General features: G+C 67.5%; 17 protein-coding genes. 8 read left to right on the forward strand and 9 right to left on the reverse strand.

What is annotated here, in order from left to right:
- Position 1 precedes the first annotated feature (1 nt).
- Positions 2-436, reverse strand: coding sequence for a MarR family winged helix-turn-helix transcriptional regulator (locus FHS98_RS11650; protein ID WP_167105416.1), 435 nt, complete (start codon positions 434-436; stop codon positions 2-4).
- A gap of 74 nt (positions 437-510) precedes the next feature.
- On the opposite strand from FHS98_RS11650, the gene FHS98_RS11655 reads away from it, so the two are divergent.
- Entirely contained in the window at positions 511-1263 is a 753-nt protein-coding gene (locus FHS98_RS11655) for a DUF899 domain-containing protein (protein WP_167104778.1), read from the forward strand.
- 41 nt (positions 1264-1304) lie between these two features.
- Complete coding sequence (locus FHS98_RS11660) at positions 1305-2072, forward strand: VOC family protein (protein ID WP_167104781.1); 768 nt, start codon at positions 1305-1307, stop codon at positions 2070-2072.
- Positions 2073-2099: 27 nt separating this feature from the next.
- On the opposite strand, the gene FHS98_RS11665 is transcribed toward FHS98_RS11660, so the two are convergent.
- Entirely contained in the window at positions 2100-2783 is a 684-nt protein-coding gene (locus FHS98_RS11665) for a Fe2+-dependent dioxygenase (RefSeq protein ID WP_167105419.1), read from the reverse strand.
- Positions 2784-3016: 233 nt separating this feature from the next.
- On the opposite strand from FHS98_RS11665, the gene FHS98_RS11670 reads away from it, so the two are divergent.
- From FHS98_RS11670 to FHS98_RS11680, 3 genes are read left to right on the forward strand one after another with little or no spacing between them, the layout of a single operon-like run.
- Positions 3017-5476: a TonB-dependent receptor gene (locus FHS98_RS11670; protein WP_167104784.1), complete on the forward strand. Its 2460-nt coding sequence runs from the start codon at positions 3017-3019 to the stop codon at positions 5474-5476.
- 17 nt (positions 5477-5493) lie between these two features.
- Positions 5494-6615, forward strand: coding sequence for a glycerophosphodiester phosphodiesterase (locus tag FHS98_RS11675; RefSeq protein WP_167104787.1), 1122 nt, complete (start codon positions 5494-5496; stop codon positions 6613-6615).
- Between the two features lie 46 nt (positions 6616-6661).
- A complete protein-coding gene (locus FHS98_RS11680) occupies positions 6662-7402 on the forward strand; it encodes a FadR/GntR family transcriptional regulator (protein ID WP_167104790.1) in 741 nt (246 codons plus the stop codon).
- A 48-nt stretch (positions 7403-7450) separates the two neighbouring features.
- On the opposite strand, the gene FHS98_RS11685 is transcribed toward FHS98_RS11680, so the two are convergent.
- A complete protein-coding gene (locus tag FHS98_RS11685; RefSeq protein ID WP_167104792.1) occupies positions 7451-9922 on the reverse strand; it encodes a glycoside hydrolase family 3 protein in 2472 nt (823 codons plus the stop codon).
- Between the two features lie 178 nt (positions 9923-10100).
- On the opposite strand from FHS98_RS11685, the gene glk reads away from it, so the two are divergent.
- Positions 10101-11075, forward strand: a complete 975-nt coding sequence (gene glk, locus FHS98_RS11690; RefSeq protein ID WP_167104795.1) for a glucokinase — start codon at positions 10101-10103, stop codon at positions 11073-11075.
- A 74-nt stretch (positions 11076-11149) separates the two neighbouring features.
- Positions 11150-12412 carry a multidrug effflux MFS transporter gene (locus tag FHS98_RS11695; protein WP_167104798.1) on the forward strand — a complete coding sequence of 421 codons (1263 nt, stop codon included), beginning with the start codon at positions 11150-11152 and terminating at the stop codon, positions 12410-12412.
- 50 nt (positions 12413-12462) lie between these two features.
- Here FHS98_RS11695 and FHS98_RS11700 read toward each other — a convergent pair whose 3' ends face one another.
- From FHS98_RS11700 to FHS98_RS11725, 6 genes are all read right to left on the reverse strand, one after another.
- Complete coding sequence (locus tag FHS98_RS11700; RefSeq protein ID WP_167104800.1) at positions 12463-13749, reverse strand: dihydrolipoamide acetyltransferase family protein; 1287 nt, start codon at positions 13747-13749, stop codon at positions 12463-12465.
- Between the two features lie 5 nt (positions 13750-13754).
- Positions 13755-14759: an alpha-ketoacid dehydrogenase subunit beta gene (locus FHS98_RS11705; RefSeq protein WP_167104803.1), complete on the reverse strand. Its 1005-nt coding sequence runs from the start codon at positions 14757-14759 to the stop codon at positions 13755-13757.
- A 5-nt stretch (positions 14760-14764) separates the two neighbouring features.
- On the reverse strand, positions 14765-16036 hold the full coding sequence (locus FHS98_RS11710; RefSeq protein ID WP_167104806.1) for a thiamine pyrophosphate-dependent enzyme: 1272 nt from the start codon (positions 16034-16036) through the stop codon (positions 14765-14767).
- A 122-nt stretch (positions 16037-16158) separates the two neighbouring features.
- Positions 16159-17691 carry an efflux transporter outer membrane subunit gene (locus FHS98_RS11715; protein WP_167104809.1) on the reverse strand — a complete coding sequence of 511 codons (1533 nt, stop codon included), beginning with the start codon at positions 17689-17691 and terminating at the stop codon, positions 16159-16161.
- On the reverse strand, positions 17688-20885 hold the full coding sequence (locus tag FHS98_RS11720; RefSeq protein WP_167104812.1) for an efflux RND transporter permease subunit: 3198 nt from the start codon (positions 20883-20885) through the stop codon (positions 17688-17690). Before FHS98_RS11720 ends, FHS98_RS11715 begins: the two co-directional genes overlap by 4 nt.
- Before the next feature lie 10 nt (positions 20886-20895).
- The gene (locus FHS98_RS11725; RefSeq protein WP_243847990.1) at positions 20896-22065 is read right to left on the reverse strand and encodes an efflux RND transporter periplasmic adaptor subunit; all 1170 of its coding nucleotides are present in this window, start codon (positions 22063-22065) and stop codon (positions 20896-20898) included.
- A gap of 276 nt (positions 22066-22341) precedes the next feature.
- Here FHS98_RS11725 and eda point away from each other — a divergent pair, with 276 nt between their 5' ends.
- Entirely contained in the window at positions 22342-22956 is a 615-nt protein-coding gene (eda, locus tag FHS98_RS11730; RefSeq protein ID WP_167104818.1) for a bifunctional 4-hydroxy-2-oxoglutarate aldolase/2-dehydro-3-deoxy-phosphogluconate aldolase, read from the forward strand.
- Positions 22957-22962 lie beyond the last annotated feature (6 nt).

Below are 22962 nucleotides of genomic sequence, written 5' to 3' on the forward strand. Positions count from 1 at the left end.
GTCAGGAGAGCGCCACCAGCGCCGCGCGCAGGCCATCCGCGTCGAGGCCGGGCAACCCCGCCTCGATCGCGCGGTGCGTCTCGCGCCAGATCGGCACGGCCGAGGCCAGCACTTCCCTGCCCCGATCGGTGAGCCTCAGGCGGCGGCTGCGCCGGTCCTCCTGCCCCACTTCGATCGACACCAGACCGCGCCGTTCGAGCGGCTTCAACGCGGCGGTGAGCGTCGTGCGGTCCATCGCCAGCAGGTCCGCCACCGGCTTCATCGGCGGAGGCTCCGGCCGGTTCAGCGACATCAGCAGCGAGAATTGCCCGTTGGTCAGCCCCACCGGCCGCAAAACCTCGTCGAACCGGCGCGCCAGCGCGCGCGCGGCCCGCTGGGCATGGAGGCACAGGCAGCTATCGCGCACCTCCAGCGTTGTCTCGAACGGGACGGGCATCTTTGACACGGCCCAATTATGTTGATACCAACATTTCACGTCAAGATGGTTCCGAGTCTCTTGGGAGAGGGCAGATGCCGAACCTTGCCGACCAGCATCCCGTCGTATCGCGTTCCGCATGGATCGAGGCCCGCCGCGCGCTGCTCCAGCGCGAGAAGGAGGAGACGCATCTGCGTGATGCGGTGAATGCCGAGCGGCTGGCGTTGCCGTGGGTTGAGGTGGACAAGGCCTATCGCTTCGAGACGCCGGCCGGCGGCAAATCGCTCGCCGGGCTGTTCGACGGGCGCAGCCAGCTCATCGTCTATCATTTCATGCTCGGGCCGGACTGGGAGGCTGGCTGCCCCGGCTGCTCCTTCCTCGCCGATCATCTCGACGGCACGCTGCCGCATCTCAACCATCATGACGTGACACTCGTGGCCGTCAGCCGCGCGCCGCTCGACAGGATCGAGGCGTACAAGCGCCGCATGGGCTGGCATTTCCCGTGGGTGTCGTCGGCGGGCAGCGACTTCAATTACGACTTCCACGCCTCCTTCACCGAGGATCAGCTCTCGGCCGAGACGATCGATTACAACTTCACCCAAATCCCCGCGCAGGACGGCTTCGACGAGTTGCCGGGCTTGAGCGCCTTCTATCAGGACACATCCGGCCGCATCTTCCACACCTATTCGAGCTATGCGCGCGGGCCGGAACCGCTGATCGGCACGCTGATGATCCTCGACCGCGCGCCCAGGGGCCGCAACGAGGAAGGGACGATGGATTTCGTCCGCCGCCACGACGAATATGAGGACGCACGGAAGGCCGCCTGCTGCCATGCGGAGCCGGCCTGATCCTTCAAGCCCCACAGCCATCGACGACCGAGGAGAGGATCATGACGACAGGCCATGGCGCGTTCGTCTGGTATGAGCTGGTCACCGCCGATCCGGCGGCAGCCGAGGATTTCTATTCGGGGGTCATCGGCTGGACGACGGCCGATTCCGGTATGCCCGATATCCGCTACACGCTCGCCAAGGTGGGCGACCGGCCGGTGGCGGGGATGATGGGCTATCCGCCCGACATGCCCGATCCGCAGCCCGCATGGCTCGGCTATGTCCATGTCGACGATGTCGACGCCATGACGGGCCGCGTGAAGGATTTTGGCGGCGCCATCTATCGCGAGCCCGCCGACATCCCGACCGTCGGCCGCTTCGCGGTCGTCGCCGATCCTCAGGGCGCGGTGTTCATGCTGTTCCGCGGCGACGGCCCGCCGCCCGCCGAGATCGCCCCGAACACGCCCGGCCGCCCCGCCTGGCATGAACTGCACTCCACCGACTGGGAGGCGGGTTTCGCTTTCTACACCGGGCTGTTCGGCTGGACGCAGGCCGAAAGCTACGACATGGGGCCGCAGGGCCGTTACCAGATCTTCGCGCTCGGCGGGCAGTCGATCGGGGGGGTGATGAACAACCCGCAGGCGCCGCGCCCCTTCTGGCTCTATTATTTCGTGGTCGACGATATCGACGCCGCGCACCAGCGCCTCACCGACGCCGGCGGCAAGCTGCTCAACGGGCCGATGCCGGTGCCCGGCGACATGTGGATCATCCAGGCCTTCGACGCGCAGGGCGCGATCTTCGGCATGGTCGGCCCGCGCAAGGCCGGCTGACGCCTCGCCGACGGGCCGGCGCCGGGTTCAGGCGTCGGCCCAGCGGCGCAGCAGATTGTGATAGACCCCGGTGAGCTGGATGATCGCCGGATCACCCTGCCCGCGATCGGCGGCGAGCGTCTGGATCGCCTCGTCCAGCTCGAACAGGTGCCGCCGCGCCTCGCCGTCGCGCACCATCGACTGGAGCCAGAAGAAGCTCGCCACCCGCACCCCGCGCGTCACCGGCTCGACCCGGTGGAGGCTGGAGGCGGGATAGAGGATCATGTGCCCGGCCGGCAGCTTCACCGCCTGCGCGCCGAACGCGCCTTCGATCACCAGTTCCCCGCCGTCATAGCTCTCGGGATCGGAGAGGAAGAGCGTCGCCGACAAGTCGCTGCGGATACGAAAATCGGTGCCGCGCTTCATGCGGATGGCGTTGTCGATATGCAGGCCGAAGCCCTGCCCGCCGGCATAGCGGTTGAAGAGCGGCGGGAAGACCTTGGCGGGCAGCGCGGCGGCGATGAACAACGGGGCGCGGCCGAGCGCATCCATCACCATCGCGCCCCCTTCGCGGGCGGCGGGACTGTCCTCGGCGAGTTGTTCGTTACGCTTGGCGAGCGCGGACTGCGGGCCGGAGGTGGCGTTGCCGTCCGCCCATTCGCCCGCGTCGATCACCGAGCGCAGCCGCGCCACATCAGCGGCGGCGAGTAGGCCCGGTATCTCGATCATCATCGCCCGCCATTCCTTTTCCATCGCGGCCGGTCGGGAAAGACCATGCCCTGTCGCCGGAACCGCTAGTGATAATGGTTCGCAACGATGTCAATCGCTCCGGCCCTCGGTGCCGCTCGGCCCGCATGGCGGGATTAAACTTCGGATAGCCATAAAATCGATACGCAAACGTCATGGGGCTGTCAGACAGCCGGCCTACCCGCCCCCTGCACTGCATCGCAGCAAAAGGGGTTTCCATGCGTTCGTTCCGTCACACCGCCCTCCTCGCCCTGTCGGCGAGCTTCGCTTTCGGCCTGCCGATCCAGGCCGCCCGTGCGGGCGACGGATCTGCCGCGGCGGCCGCCTCCACCGACGACGGCGACACGGACAACAGCAATTCGATCATCGTCACCTCGCGCCGCACGCACTCGGTGGTCGCGATGGAAGGCCCCGAAATCCAGAAGATCCTGCCCGGCATCAGCCCGCTGAAGGCAATCCAGACGCTGCCGGGCGTCACCTTCCTGACGGCCGATCCGTGGGGCAATAACGAGCAGAACATCTCGCTCTTCGTCCACGGCTTCAACGCGCAGCAGCTCGGCTACACGCTCGACGGCGTGCCGCTCGGCGACCAGACCTACGGCAATTTCAACGGCCTCTCGCCGCAGCGCGCGATCATCTCGGAAGATGTGGGCCGCGTGACGCTGGCGTCGGGCGCGGGCGATCTCGGTACCGCGTCGACCAGCAATCTCGGCGGCACGATCGACACCTTCTCCAGCGATCCGCGCGACGAGCAGACCACCACGATCCAGCAGACCTTCGGCAGCTACGACACGTTCCGCACCTATGGCCGGATCGACACCGGCACGTTCGGCAACGGCAACAAGCTCTATTTCTCGGCCGTCCGCCAGGACGCGAAGGCGTGGGACTTCAACGGCAAGCAGGGCGGCTATCAGGCCGACGTCAAGTTCGTCCATGACGACTCGACCGGCAAGCTGACCTATTATTTCGCCTATTCGGACAAGACCGAACCGAACGAGGACGCCACCGTCATCAACCCGGCCAAGGGCGAAACCGTCGCCAAGGCCCCCTACACGCGCCCCTTCTTCTACGGCGACCTCGCCGCCGCCGAGGCCTATTATCCATCGGCCGCCAACGGCTTCAAGGGATCGGCCGCCTATCAGGCCGCGGGCGACAACTACCGCAACTATTACAGCGACGCCCAGCGCACCGACTATCTGACCTACGCCAAATATGACTGGAACGTCAGCGACAGGATCCACTGGAGCAACCAGGGCTATTTCCACCATGACGACGGCGTGGGCGTGGTCGCCGGCCCGATCGGCGCGGCCGGCCTGCCGCAGCTCTTCTCCTTCTACTTCCCGCTGCCGAACCCCGGCGCTCCGGCGACCGATCCGGCCAACCTCGCCGGGCTGTCGAAGAACTTCGGCAATTCCGGCATGGCGACCCGCACCACCGAATATCGCATCGATCGCGGCGGCGTGATCTCCACGCTGCGCGCCTCGCTCGGCAATCATGAGATCGAGATCGGCGGCTGGTACGAACGCCAGAGCACGTCCGCCTATCGCCGCTGGTACGCGTTCGATATCGACAACCCGACGACGCCCTATCAGCGCCCGCTCAACCTCGCGAACCCGCTCATCACGCAATATGGCAGCGAAGTGCGGGTCAACGAATATCAGTACCATGTGCAGGACGCCTGGCACATCCGCCCGAACATCACGCTCCAGGCGGGCTTCAAGGGCGAGTTCCAGGATGCCAACCAGCGCGTGACCGTGCAGCCGATCCCCGGCTCCTTCTCCGGCTCGCGTGAGCTTCCCAACGGCAGCATCAAGACCAACCGCGGCTTCCTGCCGCAGGTCGGCGGCACCTGGGACGTGACCGGCCACGACCAGCTCTTCTTCAACATCCAGAAGAATATGCGCCAGTTCCAGACGAGCGCCGCGGCCGGCCTCTCGCCCTTCGCGCTGGGCAGCCAGACGCTGTTCGACGCCTTCAAGGCCAACACCAAGCCGGAGACGAGCTGGACCTACGAGTTCGGCGCGCGCACCCAGCATGAGCTGCATCTCGGCCCGATCACCGGCTTCGAGGGCCAGCTCAGCTATTATCACGTCAACTTCCAGAACCGCCTGCTGGCCGTCAGCCCGACCCAGACGATCACCGCGATCGTCAGCGGCGCCACGATCATCAACAATGTCGGCGGGGTGACCACCGACGGCGTCGACATCGCCGGCACGCTGCACTTCGGCCCGCACTTCTCGTTCTACGACGCGCTGTCGTACAACAACTCGGCGTTCGACGATAACTACGTCACCGGCTCGGGCGCCAGCCAGACCACCGTGCTCACCAAGGGCAAGAAGGTGCCGGGTTCGCCGGATTGGCTGAACAAGTTCATCGCGTCCGCCAATTACGGCATCTTCGATGTGCAGCTCGTCGGCGACTATATGGGCAAGCGCTACGCCACCTACACCAACGATCTGCACGTTCCGGGCTATTTCACCATGTCGGCCCGCCTCGGCGCGAAGGTGCCGCTGGGCGCCAACAGCGTCATCCACGAGCTCAACCTCAGCCTGAACGTGACCAACCTCACCGACAAGAAGGCGGCTTCCACGCTGTCGATCGGCGCGGCGTCCGGCACCTACAATTATTTCCCCGTGGCGCCGCGCGAAGTGTTCGGCACCATCGGCTTCAAGTTCTGATAGGAAGGCGCCGGGAGATGATCCGCATGACACGACGCGAAGCGCTGACGGCTTCCGGCGCCGCCCTCCTCGCCTCCACCACCGTCGCGGGGCGCGCGGCGGCGGCGGAAGCGAAGAAGATCCCGATCTACGGCCATCGGGGCGCCTCCGCGCTTCGGCCCGAACATACGCTCGCCTCTTACGCCAAGGCGATCGCCGACGGGGCGGACTTCATCGAGCCCGATCTCGTCCCCACCAAGGACGGCGTGCTGATCGTCCGGCACGAGAACAACATCGCCGAGACGACCGACATCGCCAGCCACCCCGAGTTCGCGGATCGCAAGACCGAGAAGGTGATCGACGGGCAGAAGCAGGTCGGCTGGTTCACCGAGGACTTCACGCTCGCCGAGCTGAAGAGGCTGCGCGCCAAGGAGCGGCTCGGCCAGCTCCGCCCGCAGAACGCCGCGATGGACGGCTGGTTCGATCTGGTGACCTGGGCCGAGATGATCGACTTCGCCGCCGCCGAATCGCTCGCGCGCGGCCGCACCATCGGGCTGGTGCCCGAGATCAAGCATAGCACCTATTTCGCCTCGATCGGCCTGCCGATGGAGGACCGCTTCCTCGCCAGCCTCGCCGCCCATCACTACACGCGCACCGCGCCGGTGGTGATCCAGTCGTTCGAGACGGCGAACCTGAAATATCTCCGCCAGAAGCTCGGCCGCCCCACGAACATCCAGCTCATGCAGCTCACCGCCGGCGAGGACGTGCCCCCCGCCGACATCGCCAAGGCCGGCGGCAAGACCAGCTACAACGATCTGATGAAGCCCGAGGGCCTCGCCGGGATCGCGCGCTATGCCGACATCCTCGCGCCCGACACGCGGACCATCATCCCGCTTGGGCCAGACGGCCGTCTCGCCAAGCCTTCGCCGGTGACGGCGGACGCGCACAAGGCCGGTCTGCTCGTCCAGCCCTGGACCTTCCGGCCGGAAAACTATTTCCTCGCCAGGGATTTCCAGGACGCCAACGGCCCGGCCGCCCGCAATGTCGCGGGATCGGTGGCGGAGATTCGCGCCTATCTCGCCGCCGGCATCGACGGCTTCTTCACCGACGATCCCGCGATCGGCCGGCAGGCGATCGACCAGCAATCGACGCATTCCTGATCTGACAAATCTTGCCCTGTCGCCGCAGATGCGCGACGACAGGGCCATGACGGAACAGGGTCTGCCCACCAATCGCGCGCTCTCCGGGCGCAACCTCACCTATGGCCTGCTCGACGAGCTGGGCCGGGCGATCGTCACCGGCGCGTTCACCGATACGCCCTTCCCCACCGAGGCGGATCTGGCCAAGCATTACAGCGTCAGCCGCTCGGTGACGCGCGAGGCGGTGAAGATGCTCACCGCCAAGGGGCTGCTCTCCGCCCGTCCGCGCCAGGGCACGGTGGTGCGGCCCGAATCCGCGTGGAATCTGTTCGACCCGGACGTTCTGCGCTGGCTGCTGGAGCGGAAATTCTCGCTGGTGCTGCTGCGCCAGTTCAGCGAGTTGCGCGTCACCATCGAACCGGGCGCCGCCGCGCTCGCCGCCCGTGCCGGCACGCCGGAAGGGCTCGCGCTGATCGAGGCGGGCTATCGCCGCATGGTCGCCGCCGAGGAAGGGCGCGATGACGCGCTGGACGCGGACATCGCCTTCCACGTCTCGATCCTTCAGGCGTCGGGCAACCCCTTCTACGCCCAGTTCCGCGACGTGGTGGTGACGGCGCTGCGCACGTCGATCCTGTTCACCAACCGCTTCAAGGGCCGCACCGCGAGCCTGCCCGCCCATCGCGCCGTGAAGGACGCGATCGAGGCGCGCGATCCCGAGGCGGCGCAGGCCGCGATGGATTACATCATCCGCGACGTGCTGGTGCTGATCGACGCCGCCGAGCAGCAGGACGCCAACGCCACCGTCTGAGCCCCTCGCCCCGTTCGCGTATCGGCGCGAACGGGGCAGTCGAACGGCTTACTTTGCCGCCGGTGCGCCGGGGCAGACCGCGCCCGCCGGATCGGTATCGAGCTTCACGCCCACGATCGACACGGTGAAGCCCGCGTCACCGCCCAGCACGAAGGGCTGGGTGACATGGCCGACATCCGCGCCCGCCGCCTTGAAGCAGGCGAGCGGCAGCTTCACGCTCGTCCACTGGCCGGGGGTGGCGGCGGCGAACAGGCTGGTGGCATCCACCGGCGTCGCCTGATCGCCGACGCTCAGCGTCACCTTGCCCTTGGGCGCGGTGTCGACGCGATAGTCGATGCGGAGGCTGAGCTGTGCGTTGGTCTGGCGCGTCAGGTCGATCGACGGACCGGAGACGCGGACATGGCCGGCGCCGGTGAAGGCATATTGGCGCGCGCCCTCCTGCTTGCCGCCGCCGTCGACATTCTTCTCCGTGACCGCGCCGTCGCTGCCGAGCTTCCACGGCGCCACCGCCTTGCCCGGCACATAATAGACCGAGATGTTGGCGAGCGAGGCATCCACGCCCGCCACTTCGCTGAGCTGCGGGATCGTCTTGTGATCGGCATAGGTCAGGCCATAGCCATAAGCGAAGAGCGGATCGTAGCCCGGCTGGCCGACATTGTTGGCGAACTGCCCGGCGGTCTTCGGCCAGCTATAGCTGAGCTTGCCCCGGAAATCCTTGTTCGGCGTGCCGTCCTTCTTCGCCACCAGCACGTCGGCGACGCCCTCGCCCTCCGAGCCCGGCAGGAAGGCCGCGACGAACGCGTCGGACTGGTTCAGCTCCGGGTTCACCCACAGCGGGCGGCCCGAGATGAACACCGAGACGACCGGGATGCCCTGCGCCTTCAGCGCTTTCAACTCCGCCAGCGCCTGCTTGTCGCCGGGCTGGAACTCCAGCGTCGAAATGTCGCCGACCATCTCGGCATAGGGCGTCTCGCCGAACACGACGACGGCAACGTCCGGCTTGGCACCCGTCACCTTGCCGTCGCGGCTCAGCGTCGCGGTGCCGCCCGCCGCCTCGATCGCGGACTTGAGCCCGCCCCAGATCGAGGTCGCACCGGGGAAGTCGGCATTGGTGTTGCCCGTGCCCTGCCACGAGAGCGTCCAGCCGCCCGTCTGCATCCCGATATCGTCGGCGTGCGTGCCGGTGACGAGCACCTTCTGGCCCGGCCGGATCGGCAGCAGCGCGTTGTTGTTCTTGAGCAGCACCAGCGATTCCGCGACCGCCTGACGTGCGATCGCGCGATGCTCGGGCGAGCCGAGGATATTCTTCTGCTCATAAGGCCGCGCCGGATCGAACAGGCCGAGCTTCACCTTCACGCGCAGGATGCGGCGCACCGCATCGTCGACGCGGGCCATCGGGATGGTGCCGTCCTGCACCTCCTTCAGCGTGTTGTCGAACAGCGCCTTCCAGTCGGACGGCACCATCGCCATGTCGAGCCCGGCGTTGAAGCTCTGCGGGCAGTCGGCGGTGGTGCAGCCCGGCACCTGACCATGCGCGTTCCAGTCGCCGACCACGAAGCCCTCGAAGCCGAGCCTGCCCTTCAGCACATCGGTCAGCAGTGACTTGTTGCCGTGATTCTTGACGCCGTTCCACGAGGAGAAGCTCGCCATCACGGTCATCGCGCCGGCGTCGATGCCGGAGATGTAGCCGGGGGCGTGCGTCTCGATCAGCGTCTTCTCGTCGATCTGGGCGTCACCCTGATCGATGCCATTGTGGGTGCCGCCATCGGCGAGGAAATGCTTGATCGAGGCCGCGACCTTGCCGTTCTGGATGCGGCCCGTGCCCGGCGCGCCCTGAAGCCCGCGCACCATCGCGGCGGAATAGAGCTTCGTGATGTCCGGGCGCTCCGAATAGCCCTCATAGGTGCGGCCCCAGCGATCGTCCTGCGGCACCGTCACCGTCGGGCCGAACGCCCAGTCGAAGCCCGACGCCGCGCTCTCCTGCGCCGTCGCAGCCCCGATCTTCTCCATCAGCGCCGGATCGCGCATCGCGCCGAGGCCGATATTGTGCGGGAAGATGGTCGCGCCGAAGACGTTGGAATTGCCGTGGACCGAATCCATGCCGAAGATCGTCGGGATCGGCACATGGCCGGGGCGCTTCTCGATCGAGACCTGACGGAAGGCCTCCGCCGTCTTGATCCAGTCGCCCACCGGACCGCGATCATTGCCGGAAAGCGGCGGGGAGTTGCCGCCGCCCAGCACCGAGCCCAGCGGATATTCGCGCAGCTCCTTCGGCTTCACCGAGGCGATGTCGCCCTGGATCATCTGGCCGACCTTCTCACGCAGGCTCATCTGCTTCATCAGCGACGTCACGAAGGCCTCGGTCTTCGCGTCGACCAGGCCGACGCTGTGCGCCGCCGGCCAGAGCGCCGGGTGCGCGGTCGCGTTCGCCGGCAACGGCACGAAAGCCGGCGCTGCCAGCACGGGCACGGACGAAGCAGCAGCGATCGCGATCAGGCTCGCGGTGATGAGTGCGCGCATGGGAAACCTCTCCTGGACTGTGCGATCAGCGGCCGCACCTCGGTCGATCCACCACCCTATTTCGAGGAGGGCATGGATGACAAGCGCTGTCATCTCGCGAACGGGGATGCTACAGCCGTGCCATTCATGCGGTCATAGCCGGCGAGGGGCTGCTGGCGGACCGACTGGGAGAGGCTGGATGACCGAACTCGTCGCCGTCGATATCGGCGGGACCAATGCACGTTTCACCATCGCCACCGTGCGCGACGATGGTTCGATCGATCTGGGCGAAGTGGTAACGCTCCACACCCACGCCTATGCCAGCCTGCGCAGCGCGTGGGAGGCGTTCGCCGAGAAGATCGGTCGCCCCCTGCCCGATGCGGGGGCGATCGCCATCGCCGCGCCGGTGGATGGCTCCGTCATCAAGCTCACCAACAGCCCATGGGTGATCCGCCCGTCGCTGATCCCGTCGGTGCTGGGGCTGGAGCGCTACACCCTCATCAACGATTTCGGCGCGGTCGCCTATGCGGTGAGCCGGGTGCAGGACAAGGATCTGCGCCATCTGTGCGGCCCGGACGAGCCGCTCGGCAAGGAGGGCACGATCAGCGTCGTCGGCCCCGGCACCGGGCTCGGCGTGGCGCAGCTCCATCGCCAGAACGGCCGGATCACGGTCGTGGAGACCGAGGGCGGCCATATCGACTTCGCCCCGCTCGACAAGCTGGAGGACCAGATTCTCGAGCGGCTGCGCCAGCGTTATCGCCGCGTCTCGATCGAGCGCCTCGTCTCCGGCCCCGGCCTCTCCAACATCTATGAGGCGCTGGCCGCGATCGAGGGCCGCATCGTCCCCGTCGGCGACGACAAGGAGCTGTGGAAGCTGGCGCTGAGCGGCGAGGACATCCTCGCGGCGGCGGCGCTCGACCGCTTCTGCCTGACATTGGGGGCGGTAGCGGGCGACCTCGCCCTTGCCCATGGCGCGTGGAGCGGCACCGTGATCGCCGGCGGCGTCGGCGCGCGCGTGGCGGATCATCTGCCGATCTCGGGCTTTGCCGGCCGCTATATGGCCAAGGGCCGCTTCGAAGCCCGCATGGCCCGCATCCCGGTGAAGCTCATCACGCACGAGCAGCCCGGCCTGCTCGGCGCCGCCGCGGCCTTCGCGGAAAAGCACTGCCGCTGAACCGTCCCGCCGCATCTCTTCGCACTTGCAGCATGAGGCTTTTCCTCACTGCACCAAGGGCGTAGAGGTGCGGCATGGATGGAACCAGCCACGCCGAGCAGATGAACCCCGCCGTCGCGAAGCCGGGGCCTCATGCGGGGATAGGTTTCCGGGAATTTGTGGGGATCGTCGCCTCGATGATGGCGATGGTGGCGCTGGCGATCGACACGATGCTGCCGGCGCTGCCCGCGATCGGCACTTCGCTCGGCATCGTGCAGGAGAATGAGCGGCAGCTCATCGTCACCGCCTTCCTGCTCGGCCTCGGCTCGGCGCAGCTTATCTATGGCCCGCTGTCGGATCGATTCGGGCGCCGCCCGCTGCTCCTGTTCGGCACGGGCGCCTATGTCCTCTTCAGCATCGGCGTGGCGCTGGCGCCGAGCTTCGGCGTGCTGCTGGCTTTCCGCCTGCTTCAGGGCATGTCGGTGGCCGCCACCCGCGTCGTCACCATCTCGGTGGTGCGCGACTGCTATGGCGGGCGGCAGATGGCCCGCGTGATGAGCCTCGCCTTCATGGTGTTCCTGGCCATCCCGGTGATGGCGCCGTCGATCGGGCAATTCTTCCTGCTGTTCCTGCCGTGGCGGGGGCTGTTCTGGGTGCTGGCGGCCTATGGGCTGTTCGTGCTGACCTGGCTCACCACCCGCCTGCCCGAGACGCTGCATCCCGAATATCGCCGGCCGGTCGACGTCGCATCGATTTTCTCGGCCATCCGCCGCTCGCTCACCGCGCGGCAGGCGGTCGGCTATATGCTCGCCCAGACGGTGATTTCGGGCGCGCTCTACGGTTTCATCAATTCGGTGCAGCAGATCTTCGCAGACGCCTTCCACGCGCCCAGGCTGATGCCGCTGGTGTTCGCCGCGATCGCGGGGATGATGGCGCTCGCCTCGCTCATCAACTCGCGCATCGTCGAGAAGCTGGGCACGCGCCGCGTGTCGCACAGCGCGCTGCTCGGCTTCGTGGCGATCGAGCTGGGGCATTTCCTGATCGCCTGGACGGGCCATGAGACGCTGCTGAGCTTCGCCCTGTTCCAGGCGACGGCGATGTTCTGCTTCGGCCTGTCGATGGCCAATTTCGGCGCGATGGCGATGGAGCCGCTGGCCGAGGTGGCGGGGACGGCGGCCTCGGTACAGGGCTTCGTCACCACCGTGGGCGGCGCGCTGCTGGGCTTCGGAATCGGCCAGAGCTTCGACGGAACCAGCCTGCCGATGACGGCGGGCTTCGCGGTGGCGGGGGTCGTCGGGCTCGGGATCGTGTTCGCCACCGAAGGCGGGCGCCTGTTCCACCCGCGCATGGGCTCGTAAGGCCCCGTCCGCCATCCCGGACCGGCATCCGGGATGGCGGGAAGACAGGGTCAGTCGGCGAACAGCAGCGCCGGCACTTCCAGCAGCCTGCGCACCGCCTGGATGAACTTGGCCGCGTCCATGCCGTCGACCACGCGATGGTCGAAGGAGGAGGACAGGTTCATCATCTTGCGGACCTCGATGCGGCCCTCGATCACCACGGCACGCTCCACCATGCGGTTGACGCCGACGATGGCGACCTCCGGGCGATTGATGACCGGCGTCGAGACGATGCCGCCCAGCGCGCCCAGCGAGGTGAGCGTGATGGTCGAGCCCGACAGCTCCTCGCGCTTCGCCTTGCCGCGGCGGGTGGCGTCAGCGAGGCGGACGATCTCGGAGGCCAGGCCCCACACGTCATAGGCCTGCGCGTCGCGGATCACCGGCACGGAGAGGCCCGCGTCGGTCTGCGTCGCCATGCCGAGATGCATCGCCGAGTGGCGGCTGACCACGCCCGCCTCGTCGTCGAAGCGCGCGTTGACCATCGGGAAGTCCGCCGCCGCCTTCGCCATCGCGCGGATGAGGAAGGGCAGCATGGTGAGCTTCGGGCGCTCGCCCCGCGTGCCGTTCATCGCCTGACGCAGCGCCTCGACGGCGGTGACGTCGACTTCCTCGACATAGGCGAAGTGCGGGATGCGGCGCTTGGCCTCGGCCATATTCTCCGCGATGCGGCGGCGCAGGCCGGTGACCTTGATCTCCTCGACATCGTCATGGCCGGCCGCGACCGGGGCGTAGCGCGGCGCGGCCTTCGGCGACGAACCACCGCCCTGATATTTGAGGTAAGCATCGAGATCGGAGTGCTTCACCCGATCGCCCGCCGACGGATGCACGTCGGCGAGATCGACGCCCAGTTCCCTGGCGCGCTGGCGGACGGCCGGAGAGGCCAGCACCTTGCGCGCCGTGACTCCCCTCCCCGAAAGGGAGGGGTTGGGGGTGGGTTCGCTCGGGGCGGGCGCAGCGGTTTCCTTCGGGGAACCCTCCCCCGGCCCCTCCCTTTCAGGGAGGGGAGCGGCTTCCGCCTTGGGCGCCTCCACCACAACCGGAGCAGCCGCCTCGCCGCCCTCGGTCTCGAACACGATCAGCGTCGAGCCGATGGCGATCTGGTCGCCGACCGCGCCGGCCAGCTCGACCACCTTGCCCGAGACGGGCGCGGCCATCTCGACCGTCGCCTTGTCGGTCATCATGTCGGCGACCGGCTGGTCCTCCTCGACCATGTCGCCGATCTTGACATGCCAGGTGACGATCTCGGCCTCGGCAATGCCTTCGCCGATATCGGGCAAACGGAAAGGGACGCGTGCCATGCCGATCAATCCTTCATCACGCGCTTGAGCGCTTCACCGAGCCGCACCGGCCCCGGAAAATAGGCCCACTCCAGCGAGTGGGGATAAGGCGTGTCCCACCCCGTGACGCGCTCGATCGGCGCTTCGAGGACATGGAAGCAGCGCTCCTGCACCTGCGCCGACAGCTCCGCGCCGAAGCCGGAGGTGCGCGTCGCCTCATGAACGATCACGCAGCGGCCGGTCTTCTCGACCGAGGCGGCGATCGTCTCGATATCGAGCGGCAGCAGCGTGCGCAGGTCGATCACCTCGGCATCGATGCCGTTCTCCGCCACCACGCCCAGCGCGACATGGACCATCGTGCCATAGGAGAGGATCGTCACCGCCTCCCCCTCGCGCACCACGGCGGCCTTGCCGAGCGGCACGGTGTAGTGCCCCTCCGGCACCTCCGAGGATGCGTGCTTGGACCAGGGCTGCACCGGACGGTCATAATGGCCGTCGAACGGGCCGTTATAGATGCGTTTGGGCTCGAAGAAGATCACCGGGTCCGGGTCTTCGATCGCCGCGATCAGCAGGCCCTTGGCGTCATAGGGATTGGACGGGATCACCGTCTTCAGGCCCGCGACATGGGTGAAGATGCCCTCGGGCGACTGCGAGTGGGTCTGGCCGCCGAAGATGCCGCCGCCAAACGGCGAGCGCACCGTGATCGGGCAGGTGAACTCGCCCGCCGAGCGATAGCGCAGGCGCGCCGCCTCGGAGATGAGCTGGTCCATGCCTGGATAGATATAATCGGCGAACTGGATCTCCGGCACCGGGCGCAGGCCATAGGCCGCCATGCCCACCGCGACGCCGATGATGCCGCATTCGTTGATCGGCGCGTCGAACACGCGCGTCTTGCCATATTTCTTCTGGAGGCCGGCGGTGGCGCGGAAGACGCCGCCGAAATAGCCGACATCCTCGCCCATCACCATCACGCCGGAGTCGCGCTCCATCGCGACGTCCATGGCGGAGTTGATCGCCTGGATCATGTTCATGGTCGTCATACGCCGGCGGCCCTCCGCTCTTCGGCCATCTGCTCGCTCTGTTCCTTGATGTGCGCGGGCATCTCGGCGAACACGTCCTCGAACATCGTCTCGAAGCTGTGGACGAAGCCGGTGCCCGAAAGCACGCCCAGCTTCTCCGCCTCGCGGCCGGCATCGCGGACCATGTCGGTCAGCTCGGCCTGGAGCGCGTCATGGCTCGCCTCGTCCCATTCGCCGAGGCCGATGAGATGCTGCTTCAACCGCTCGATGGGGTCGCCGAGCGGGAAGTTCTTCGCCTCTTCCGCCGAGCGATAGGCCGAAGGATCGTCCGACGTGGAATGCGCCTCGACGCGATAGGTGAAATGCTCGATCAGCGTCGGGCCGGCATTGGTGCGCGCGCGCTCGGCGGCCCACTCGGTCGCCGCGAAGACCGCCAGCGGATCATTGCCGTCGATGCGCAGCGCCGCGATGCCATAGCCGAGGCCCCTGGCTGCGAACGTGGTCGACTCGCCGCCCGCGAAGCCCGCGAAGGACGAGATCGCCCACTGGTTGTTGACGACGTTCAGGATCACCGGCGCGCGGTATACGCTCGCGAAAGTGCAGGCGGCGTGGAAGTCGCCCTCGGCGGTCGAGCCCTCGCCCACCCAGCTCACGGCGATGCGCGTGTCGCCCTTGGCGGCGCTCGCCATCGCCCAGCCCACCGCCTGCGGATATTGCGTGGCGAGGTTGCCCGAGATCGAGAAGAAGCCCGCTTCCTTGGCCGAATACATGATCGGCAACTGGCGGCCCTTCAGCCGGTCGCCGGCATTGGAATAGACCTGGCACATCATGTCGACTAGCGGCCAGTCGCGCCCGATCAGCAGGCCCTGCTGGCGATAGGACGGGAAGCACATGTCATCGCGATGCAGCGCCTCGACGGCGCCGATCGCGACGGCCTCTTCGCCCGTACATTTCATGTAGAAGCTGGTCTTGCCCTGACGCTGCGCGCGGAACATGCGGTCGTCATAGGCGCGCGTCAGCATCATGCCGCGCAGGATGCGCTTGACCCGCTCGACCGGCAGGCGCGGGTTCCACGGGCCGACGGCCTTGCCGTCCTTGTCCAGCACGCGGATCAGCGTGAAGGGCAGATCGCGCATGGTGGCCGGATCGGCATCGACCGAGGGGCGCGCGACGCTGCCGGCCTCGGGAAACACCATGTCGTCGAACGACACGGCATCGCCCGGCCGGAACTTCGGCTCGGGCACATGGAGCGTCAGCGACCGCAGATTGCGGCCCGCCTCGTCGGCCATCCTCATCCTCCTCAGGCCCCCTCGCATGTTCAGCATGAACGCCGCGATGGCCTGTCCGCTCCCTAGCGTCAGGCGAGGAGCGTGGAAAGAGGTTTCGTAATTATATTACATGTCAGTGAATGCTAGTTGCTGCGCTGCGAAATATCCTGCGGTGAGGTGAGAGCCTGTCGCGGCGGAGTGCCGGGCGGTGCCGCGACCGGCGGAGCCCCTTCCCAGCCGCCGCCCAGCGCCTTGAACAGCGACACCTGCGAATCGGCGACATTGGTCTCCGACTGGGCCAGCGCCTGCCGCGCCTCGGCGCGATTCTGCTCCGCCACCAGCAGGTCGAGAAAATTGTCGCGGCCGGTGTCGAAGCGGATGCGCGAGAGCTTGGCCGCATCGTCCGCCGCAGCGGACGCGCGCGCCAGCGCGTCGTTGCGCTCCAGCGCCGCCGAATAGCGCGCCAGCGCCTGCTCGGTCTCCTTGAGCGCGGTCAGGATCGTCCCCTGGAAGGCGGCGAGCGAGGCGTCGGTCTGCCCCTTCGCCTGCCGGATGCGGGCGCGCGCGACCGCGATGTTGGGGAAGGTCCACGAGATCAGCGGCCCGAGCGAATAGCCGAAGGACGCCGACTTGCCGACATCGCCGATATGCGGTGCGCCAAGCGTGGCCGAGCCGGCGAGCGTCACCGACGGGAAGAGCGCCGCCGTCGCGATGCCGATCCGCGCCGTGTCGGCGGCGAGCGTGCGCTCCGCCGCGCGGACGTCCGGGCGGCGGGCGAGCAGCGTCGCGCCGTCGCCCACCGGGATCACCGTCGCCACCTTGGGCACGGTGCGGCATTGGGCGGCATCGGCATCGAGTTCGGCGGGCGGGCGCCCGGTCAGCGCCGCGAGCGCGTAAAGCTGCGCGCGGCGTTCGGCTTCGAGTTGCGGCACCTGCGCATTGGCCTGCTCGACCAGCACCGTCGCCTGATCGACGTCGCGCCGCGTGCCACGGCCGGCGTCGAGCAGGCGCTGCGTCAGGTCGCGGGTATTGCCTTCGAGCTTGGCCGTCTCGCGCGCCACGTCAGCCTGCGCCGCGAAGCCGCAGGCGTCGGCATAGCTCTGCGCCACCTGCGCGGCGATCGAGATGCGCGCGCCGTCGAGCTCGGCGGCAGCGGCCTCGGCGTCGCGATGCGCCGCCTGGATCGAGCGCGTCACGCGGCCGAAAATGTCGACCTCGTAGCTCGCGTCGAAACCGGCCTGATAGAAGTTGAAATCATAATGGCTCGGCCCGCCGGCCGCATCCGCTCCGGCCCCGGTACGGCTCTGCACCGTGTCCGCGCCGATCCGCTCGCGCTGATAGCCCGCCGAAAGATCGGTGCTGGGCAGCCGGCCGGCCCGCGCCTCGGACAGATAGCCGCGCGCCTTGCGGAGATTGCCCGCCGCCTGCCGGATGTCGGTGTTGTAGGTGAAGGCATCCTGGATCAGCCGGTCGAGCACCGGATCCTGAAACATCTCCCACCATTTGGCCGGCAGCGGACCGCCCGACAGCATCGGGCCGGAATGCGATTCCATGAAGGGCTGGGTCGCATCCGCCGCCACCTGCGGCCGATGATAGTTCGGCCCGACCGCGCACCCCGCCAGCGCCATCGCCGGGATCAGCGCGCCGGCCGCGCGCAGCGCCGTCATCCGGCTCATGACAGGCCTCCTTCCGCCGCCGCCCCGCCGCTCCGGCGGCCCGAGCGCAGGCCCTTCGCCCAGTCCGACACACGCTCGCCCAGCATCTTGCTGATGACATAGAAGCTCGGCGTGAAGAGCAGGCCGAACAGCGTCACGCCGATCATCCCGAAGAACACCGCCACGCCCAGCGCCTTGCGCATCTCCGAACCCGGACCGTTGGAGATCACCAGCGGCAGCACGCCGAGAATGAAGGCGATCGAGGTCATCAGGATCGGCCGCAGGCGCTGATGCGCCGCCCGCTCCGCCGCGTCCCTGTGGGACAGGCCGTCATCCTCGCCCTGCCGCGCGAACTCGACGATCAGGATCGCGTTCTTCGCCGCCAGGCCGACCAGCACGACAAGGCCGATCTGGGTGAGAACGTTGTTGTCCATCCCCATCAGCTCGACGCCGAGGATCGCGGCCAGCAGGCACATCGGCACGATCAGGATCACCGCCAGCGGCAGGACCACGCTCTCATATTGCGCCGCCAGCAGCAGGAAGACGAACAGCACGGCCAGGCCGAACACGAAGATGCCGGTATTGCCCGCCTGCTCCTGCTGGAAGGCGAGATCGGTCCATTCGTAGGTCATGCCCTTGGGCAGGAGCTTCGCCGCCAGCCCGGCCATCGTCTTCAGCGACTGGCCCGACGAATAGCCGCGCGCCGTATCGCCCTGAAGCTCGGCCGCCGGATAGAGATTGTAGCGAACCACGCGATAGGGGCCGGAATCATTCTTCATCGTCAGCACCGCGCCCAGCGGCACCATGCCGCCGCCGCTGGCGCGGGTGCGCAACTGCTCGACGTCGGAAGTCTGCTGGCGATAGGGCGCGTCCGCCTGCGCCGTCACGCGCCAGGTGCGGCCGAGATAGTTGAAGTCGTTGATATAGGTCGAGCCCAGATAGGTGCCGAGCGTGGAGAAGATGTTCTGCACCGGCACGCCGATCTGCTCGGCCTTCTCGCGGTCGATATCGGCGTAGAGGCGCGGCGTGCGGATGTTGAAGGTGGTGAAGGTCGCCTGGATGCCCTCGGCCTTGTTGGCCGCCATCATCATGCCGAACGCGGCCTTCTGGAGCGCGGCATAGCCCTCGCCGGTGCGATCCTCGATCTCCATCTTCCAGCCGCCGCCGGTGCCGATGCCGCGCACGGGCGGCGGCGGGATGACGAGGATGTTGCCGGCGGTGATCTGGCCATAGGCCTTGCGCAGCTTCACCGCGAACTCGTCGGCGGTGAGCTTGCGGTCCTTCTGCTCCTTCATCAGCACGAAGATCACGCCGGTGTTGGGCGCGTTGGTGAAGGTCGCGCCGTCGAAGCCCGCGAAGGCCACGGTGTCGCGCGCCTCGGGCAGGCTCATCGCGATCTTGATCGCCCGACGCATGACCTGTGTGGTCCGCTCGAGCGAGGTGCCCGGCGGCATCTGCACCGCGCTGATGAGATAGCCCTGATCCTGCGCGGGGATGAAGCCGGTCGGCGTCGCGTTGAAGCGCCACACCGCGAACAGGATCAGCCCGACATAGACGATGCCGACCAACGCCAGCTTGCGCACCAGCCGCCCGGTCAGCTTGCCATAGCGGTCGGACAAGCGCTCGAAGCCATGGTTGAAGCCGTTGGCGAAGCGCGCCGGCCAGCCGCGCCAGCCCTCGCGCACCTGCCGATCCTCGTCGAGACGATGCTTGAGCAGCAGCGCCGCCAGCGAGGGCGACAAGGTGAGCGACACGAAGGCCGAGATTGCCGTCGCCGACACGATGGTCAGCGCGAACTGCTTGTAGAACTGGCCCGAGATGCCGGGGATGAAGGCGGTAGGGATGAACACGCCGCACAGCACGAGGCAGATCGCGATCAGCGCGCCGGACACCTCGTCCATCGTCTTGTGCGCCGCCTCGCGGGGGGAAAGCCCCTCCTCCTCCATCAGGCGTTCGATATTCTCGATCACCACGATGGCGTCGTCGACGACGATGCCGATCGCAAGCACGAGCCCGAACAGCGACAGGTTGTTCAGCGAGAAGCCGAAGCCCGCCATGAAGGCGAAGCTGCCCACCAGCGAGATCGGAATCGCGATCAGCGGCACGATCGCCGCCCGCCAGCTCTGGAGGAACAGCAGCACCACCAGCGCCACGAGAACCAACGCGATGTAGAGCGTGTGCTCCACCTCGTTGATCGAGGCCGAGATATAGTCGGTCGGGTGGTAGCCGATATTATAGGCCATGCCCGGCGGGAAGCTCGTGGACGCTTCCGCCAGCGCCGCCTTCACCTTGTCCGCGGTCGCCAGCGCGTTGGAGCCGGGGAGCTGCGTCACGATCAGGACGGTCGCGTCCTGGCCATTGAAGATGCCGTTGGTGGTGTAGTCCTGCGCGCCCAGCTCGATGCGGGCGATGTCGCGCAACCGCGTGAGCCCGCCATCGGCACGGCGCTTGAGGATGATGTCGCCGAACTGCTCGGGCGAGGTCAGCCGGCCCAGCGTCTGCACGCCGAGCTGGAAGGCATTGCCCTTGATGCCGAAGGGCGGCGATCCGATCGAGCCGGCGGCGACCTGCGCATTCTGCGCCCGGATCGCGGCCACCACCTCGTCCACCGTCAGGTCGCGCGTCGCGGCGAGATCGGGGTCGATCCAGATTCGCATGGAGAAATCACGGCCGCCGACGAGGCGCGTGTCGCCCACGCCCTGGATGCGCTTGATCCGGTCATTGACCTGAAGCGTAATATAGTTGGAAATATATTGCTGACTCAGCGACTTGTCGGGCGAATAGAAGGCCACGCCCATCAGGATGTCGGGCGACGCCTTGCGCACCGTCACGCCGATCGATCGCGTTTCGTCGGGCAGGCGGGGCTCGGCTTCCGACACGCGGTTCTGCACCAGAACCTGCGCCTCGTTGATGTCCGTGCCCAGCGCGAAGCTGATCGTGATCGTCAGCGATCCGTCGCCGATCGACGAGGAGGACATGTAGATCATGTTCTCCACGCCGTTGATCTGCTGTTCCAGCGGCACGGCGACCGTCTCGGCCATCGTCTCGGCGGTGGCGCCCGGATAGCTGGCGTTCACCGTCACCGTCGGCGGCGCGATCTCGGGATATTGGCCGACCGGCAGCGTCGGATAGGCGATCGCGCCGATGATGACGATGAGGATCGAGACGACCGCCGCGAAGATCGGCCGCTCGATGAAGAAATGCGGGAAGCGCATCGCCGCGCCCTCAGCCGGCCGACGGTGTGGCGAAGGACGGCTGCGGCGTGGTGACCGTCGGCATTTGCGGCCCGGTATCGGGTGCGCGCGGCTTGATGACCGTCTTCTTCGCATCCACCTTCGCGCCGGGCGCGAGCTGGGCGATGCCGTCGAGCAGCACGAGATCGGTCGGCGCGATGCCGCTGCGGATGGCGCGCAGGCCCTCCACTTCCGGTCCCGTCTCCACCTCGCGCTGCACGGCGGTGCCGTCGCGGCCCATCACGAAGACGAGCTTGCGGGCCTGATCGGCGGTGATCGCCTCGTCCGGCACCAGCAGCGCCTTGTAGGTGCCCGAACCGAGCAGACGGGCGCGGCCGAACATGCCGGGCGTCAGGAAATGATTCGGGTTCGCCACCACCGCATGAGCGCGAATCGTGCCGGTCTGCGGATCGAGGGCGTTGTCCACGAACTGCATCCGGCCGTGCCAGTTATAGCCCGTCTCGTCGGAAAGCTGGATGTCGACCGGGTTGGCCTTGCTCCGCGAGGAATCGCGCTGGCCCTTCTGCGCCTCGCGCAGATATTTGAGATAGAAGCTCTCGGCCCCGTCGAAGGTGAACCAGATCGGATCGAGCGACACCACCGTGGTCAGCAGCGTCTGCCCGTTGATGACCTGATCGCCGAGCGACACGCGCTTGTCCGACACGCGGCCCGACACCGGCGCGCGCACCGTCGTGAAGCCGATGTTCAGCCGGGCATTATAGGCATTGGCCTCGGCCGCCTGGAGATTGGCCGCGGCGGTGCGCACGGCGGCTTCGTTATTCTCCAGCTCTTCCTTGCTGACCGCCTGCACCTTGACCAGCTCGGTCGAGCGGCTGGCGACGGATTTCGCGTTGATGAGCGTCGCCTTCGCGCTCGCCACCTGCGCCAGCGCCTGATCCAGCGCGGCGCGATAGGGGCGCGGATCGATGATGAAGAGCGGCTGGCCCTCTTTCACATCCTGCCCGTTGCGGAACAGGATCTGCGTCACCACCCCCGTGACGCGGGCGCGCAGATCGACCGACTGCGGCGCCTCGAAGCGGCCGATATACTCATCCCAGTCGACCACGTCGCGCTGAAGCGGCTGGGCGACGGAAACATGCGGAACCGGCGGGCCTTTCGGCGCCTGATTCCCCTTTGAGCATCCGGCCAGGAGAGCGATCATGACCAACGCGGTGGATGTGCGGATCATCCATATCCCCTTTATTGCGGTGCAACGTTAGCCCGTCGCTTCCCACACGCAAGTCAAATGTTACCGACCAGTACGAAAGCCTGGATTCGGCATGACGCCTCCCGGAGAGGCCGTTCGCTCCCCTCCCGGAATGAGCCGGTGCCGTAACCTACCCTCCCTCCGTCGCCTTGCCTAGCCACCCCCTCTTTCGCTCCGGGGGTGAGATCGCTAGGCAGGCGGCGCCCCATATTCTTGTTGAGGAAGTGCCCGATGGCCGATGTCGATGCCCTGATGCGCAAGGCGCCCGTGATCCCCGTTCTGGTGATCGACCGGCTGGAGGATGCCGCCCCGATCGCCGAGGCGCTGGTGGCGGGCGGCCTGCCGCTTCTCGAAGTGACGCTGCGCACGCCGGTCGCTCTCGATGCGATCCGCGCGATGTCCAAGGTGCCGGGCGCGATCGTCGGCGCGGGCACCGTGCTCAACGAGCGCCAGCTCCACGCCGCGCAGGAAGCCGGCGCCACCTTCATCGTCTCGCCAGGCCTGACCGTGCCGCTCACCAGGGCCGCGCAGACCGCGAACATCGATTTCCTGCCTGGCGTCGCCAACCCGGCCGATATCATGACCGGCATGGATCTCGGCCTCAATCGCTTCAAGTTCTTCCCGGCCGAGGCGGTCGGCGGGCTGAAGGCGCTCAAGGCCTATGCGAGCGTGTTCCGCGACGCGCGCTTCTGCCCGACCGGCGGCATCACGCTGGAGAGCGCGCCGAGCTGGCTCGCCGAAGAGGCGGTGCTGTGCGTCGGCGGCTCGTGGCTGGTGCCCTCGGGCACGATCGACGAGGCGGCGATCCGTCAGCGCGCGGAAGCCGCCTCGAAGCTCCGCGCCTGACGGACC

Source organism: Sphingomonas oligoaromativorans (genome assembly GCF_011762195.1).
Taxonomy (GTDB): domain Bacteria; phylum Pseudomonadota; class Alphaproteobacteria; order Sphingomonadales; family Sphingomonadaceae; genus Solisphingomonas; species Solisphingomonas oligoaromativorans.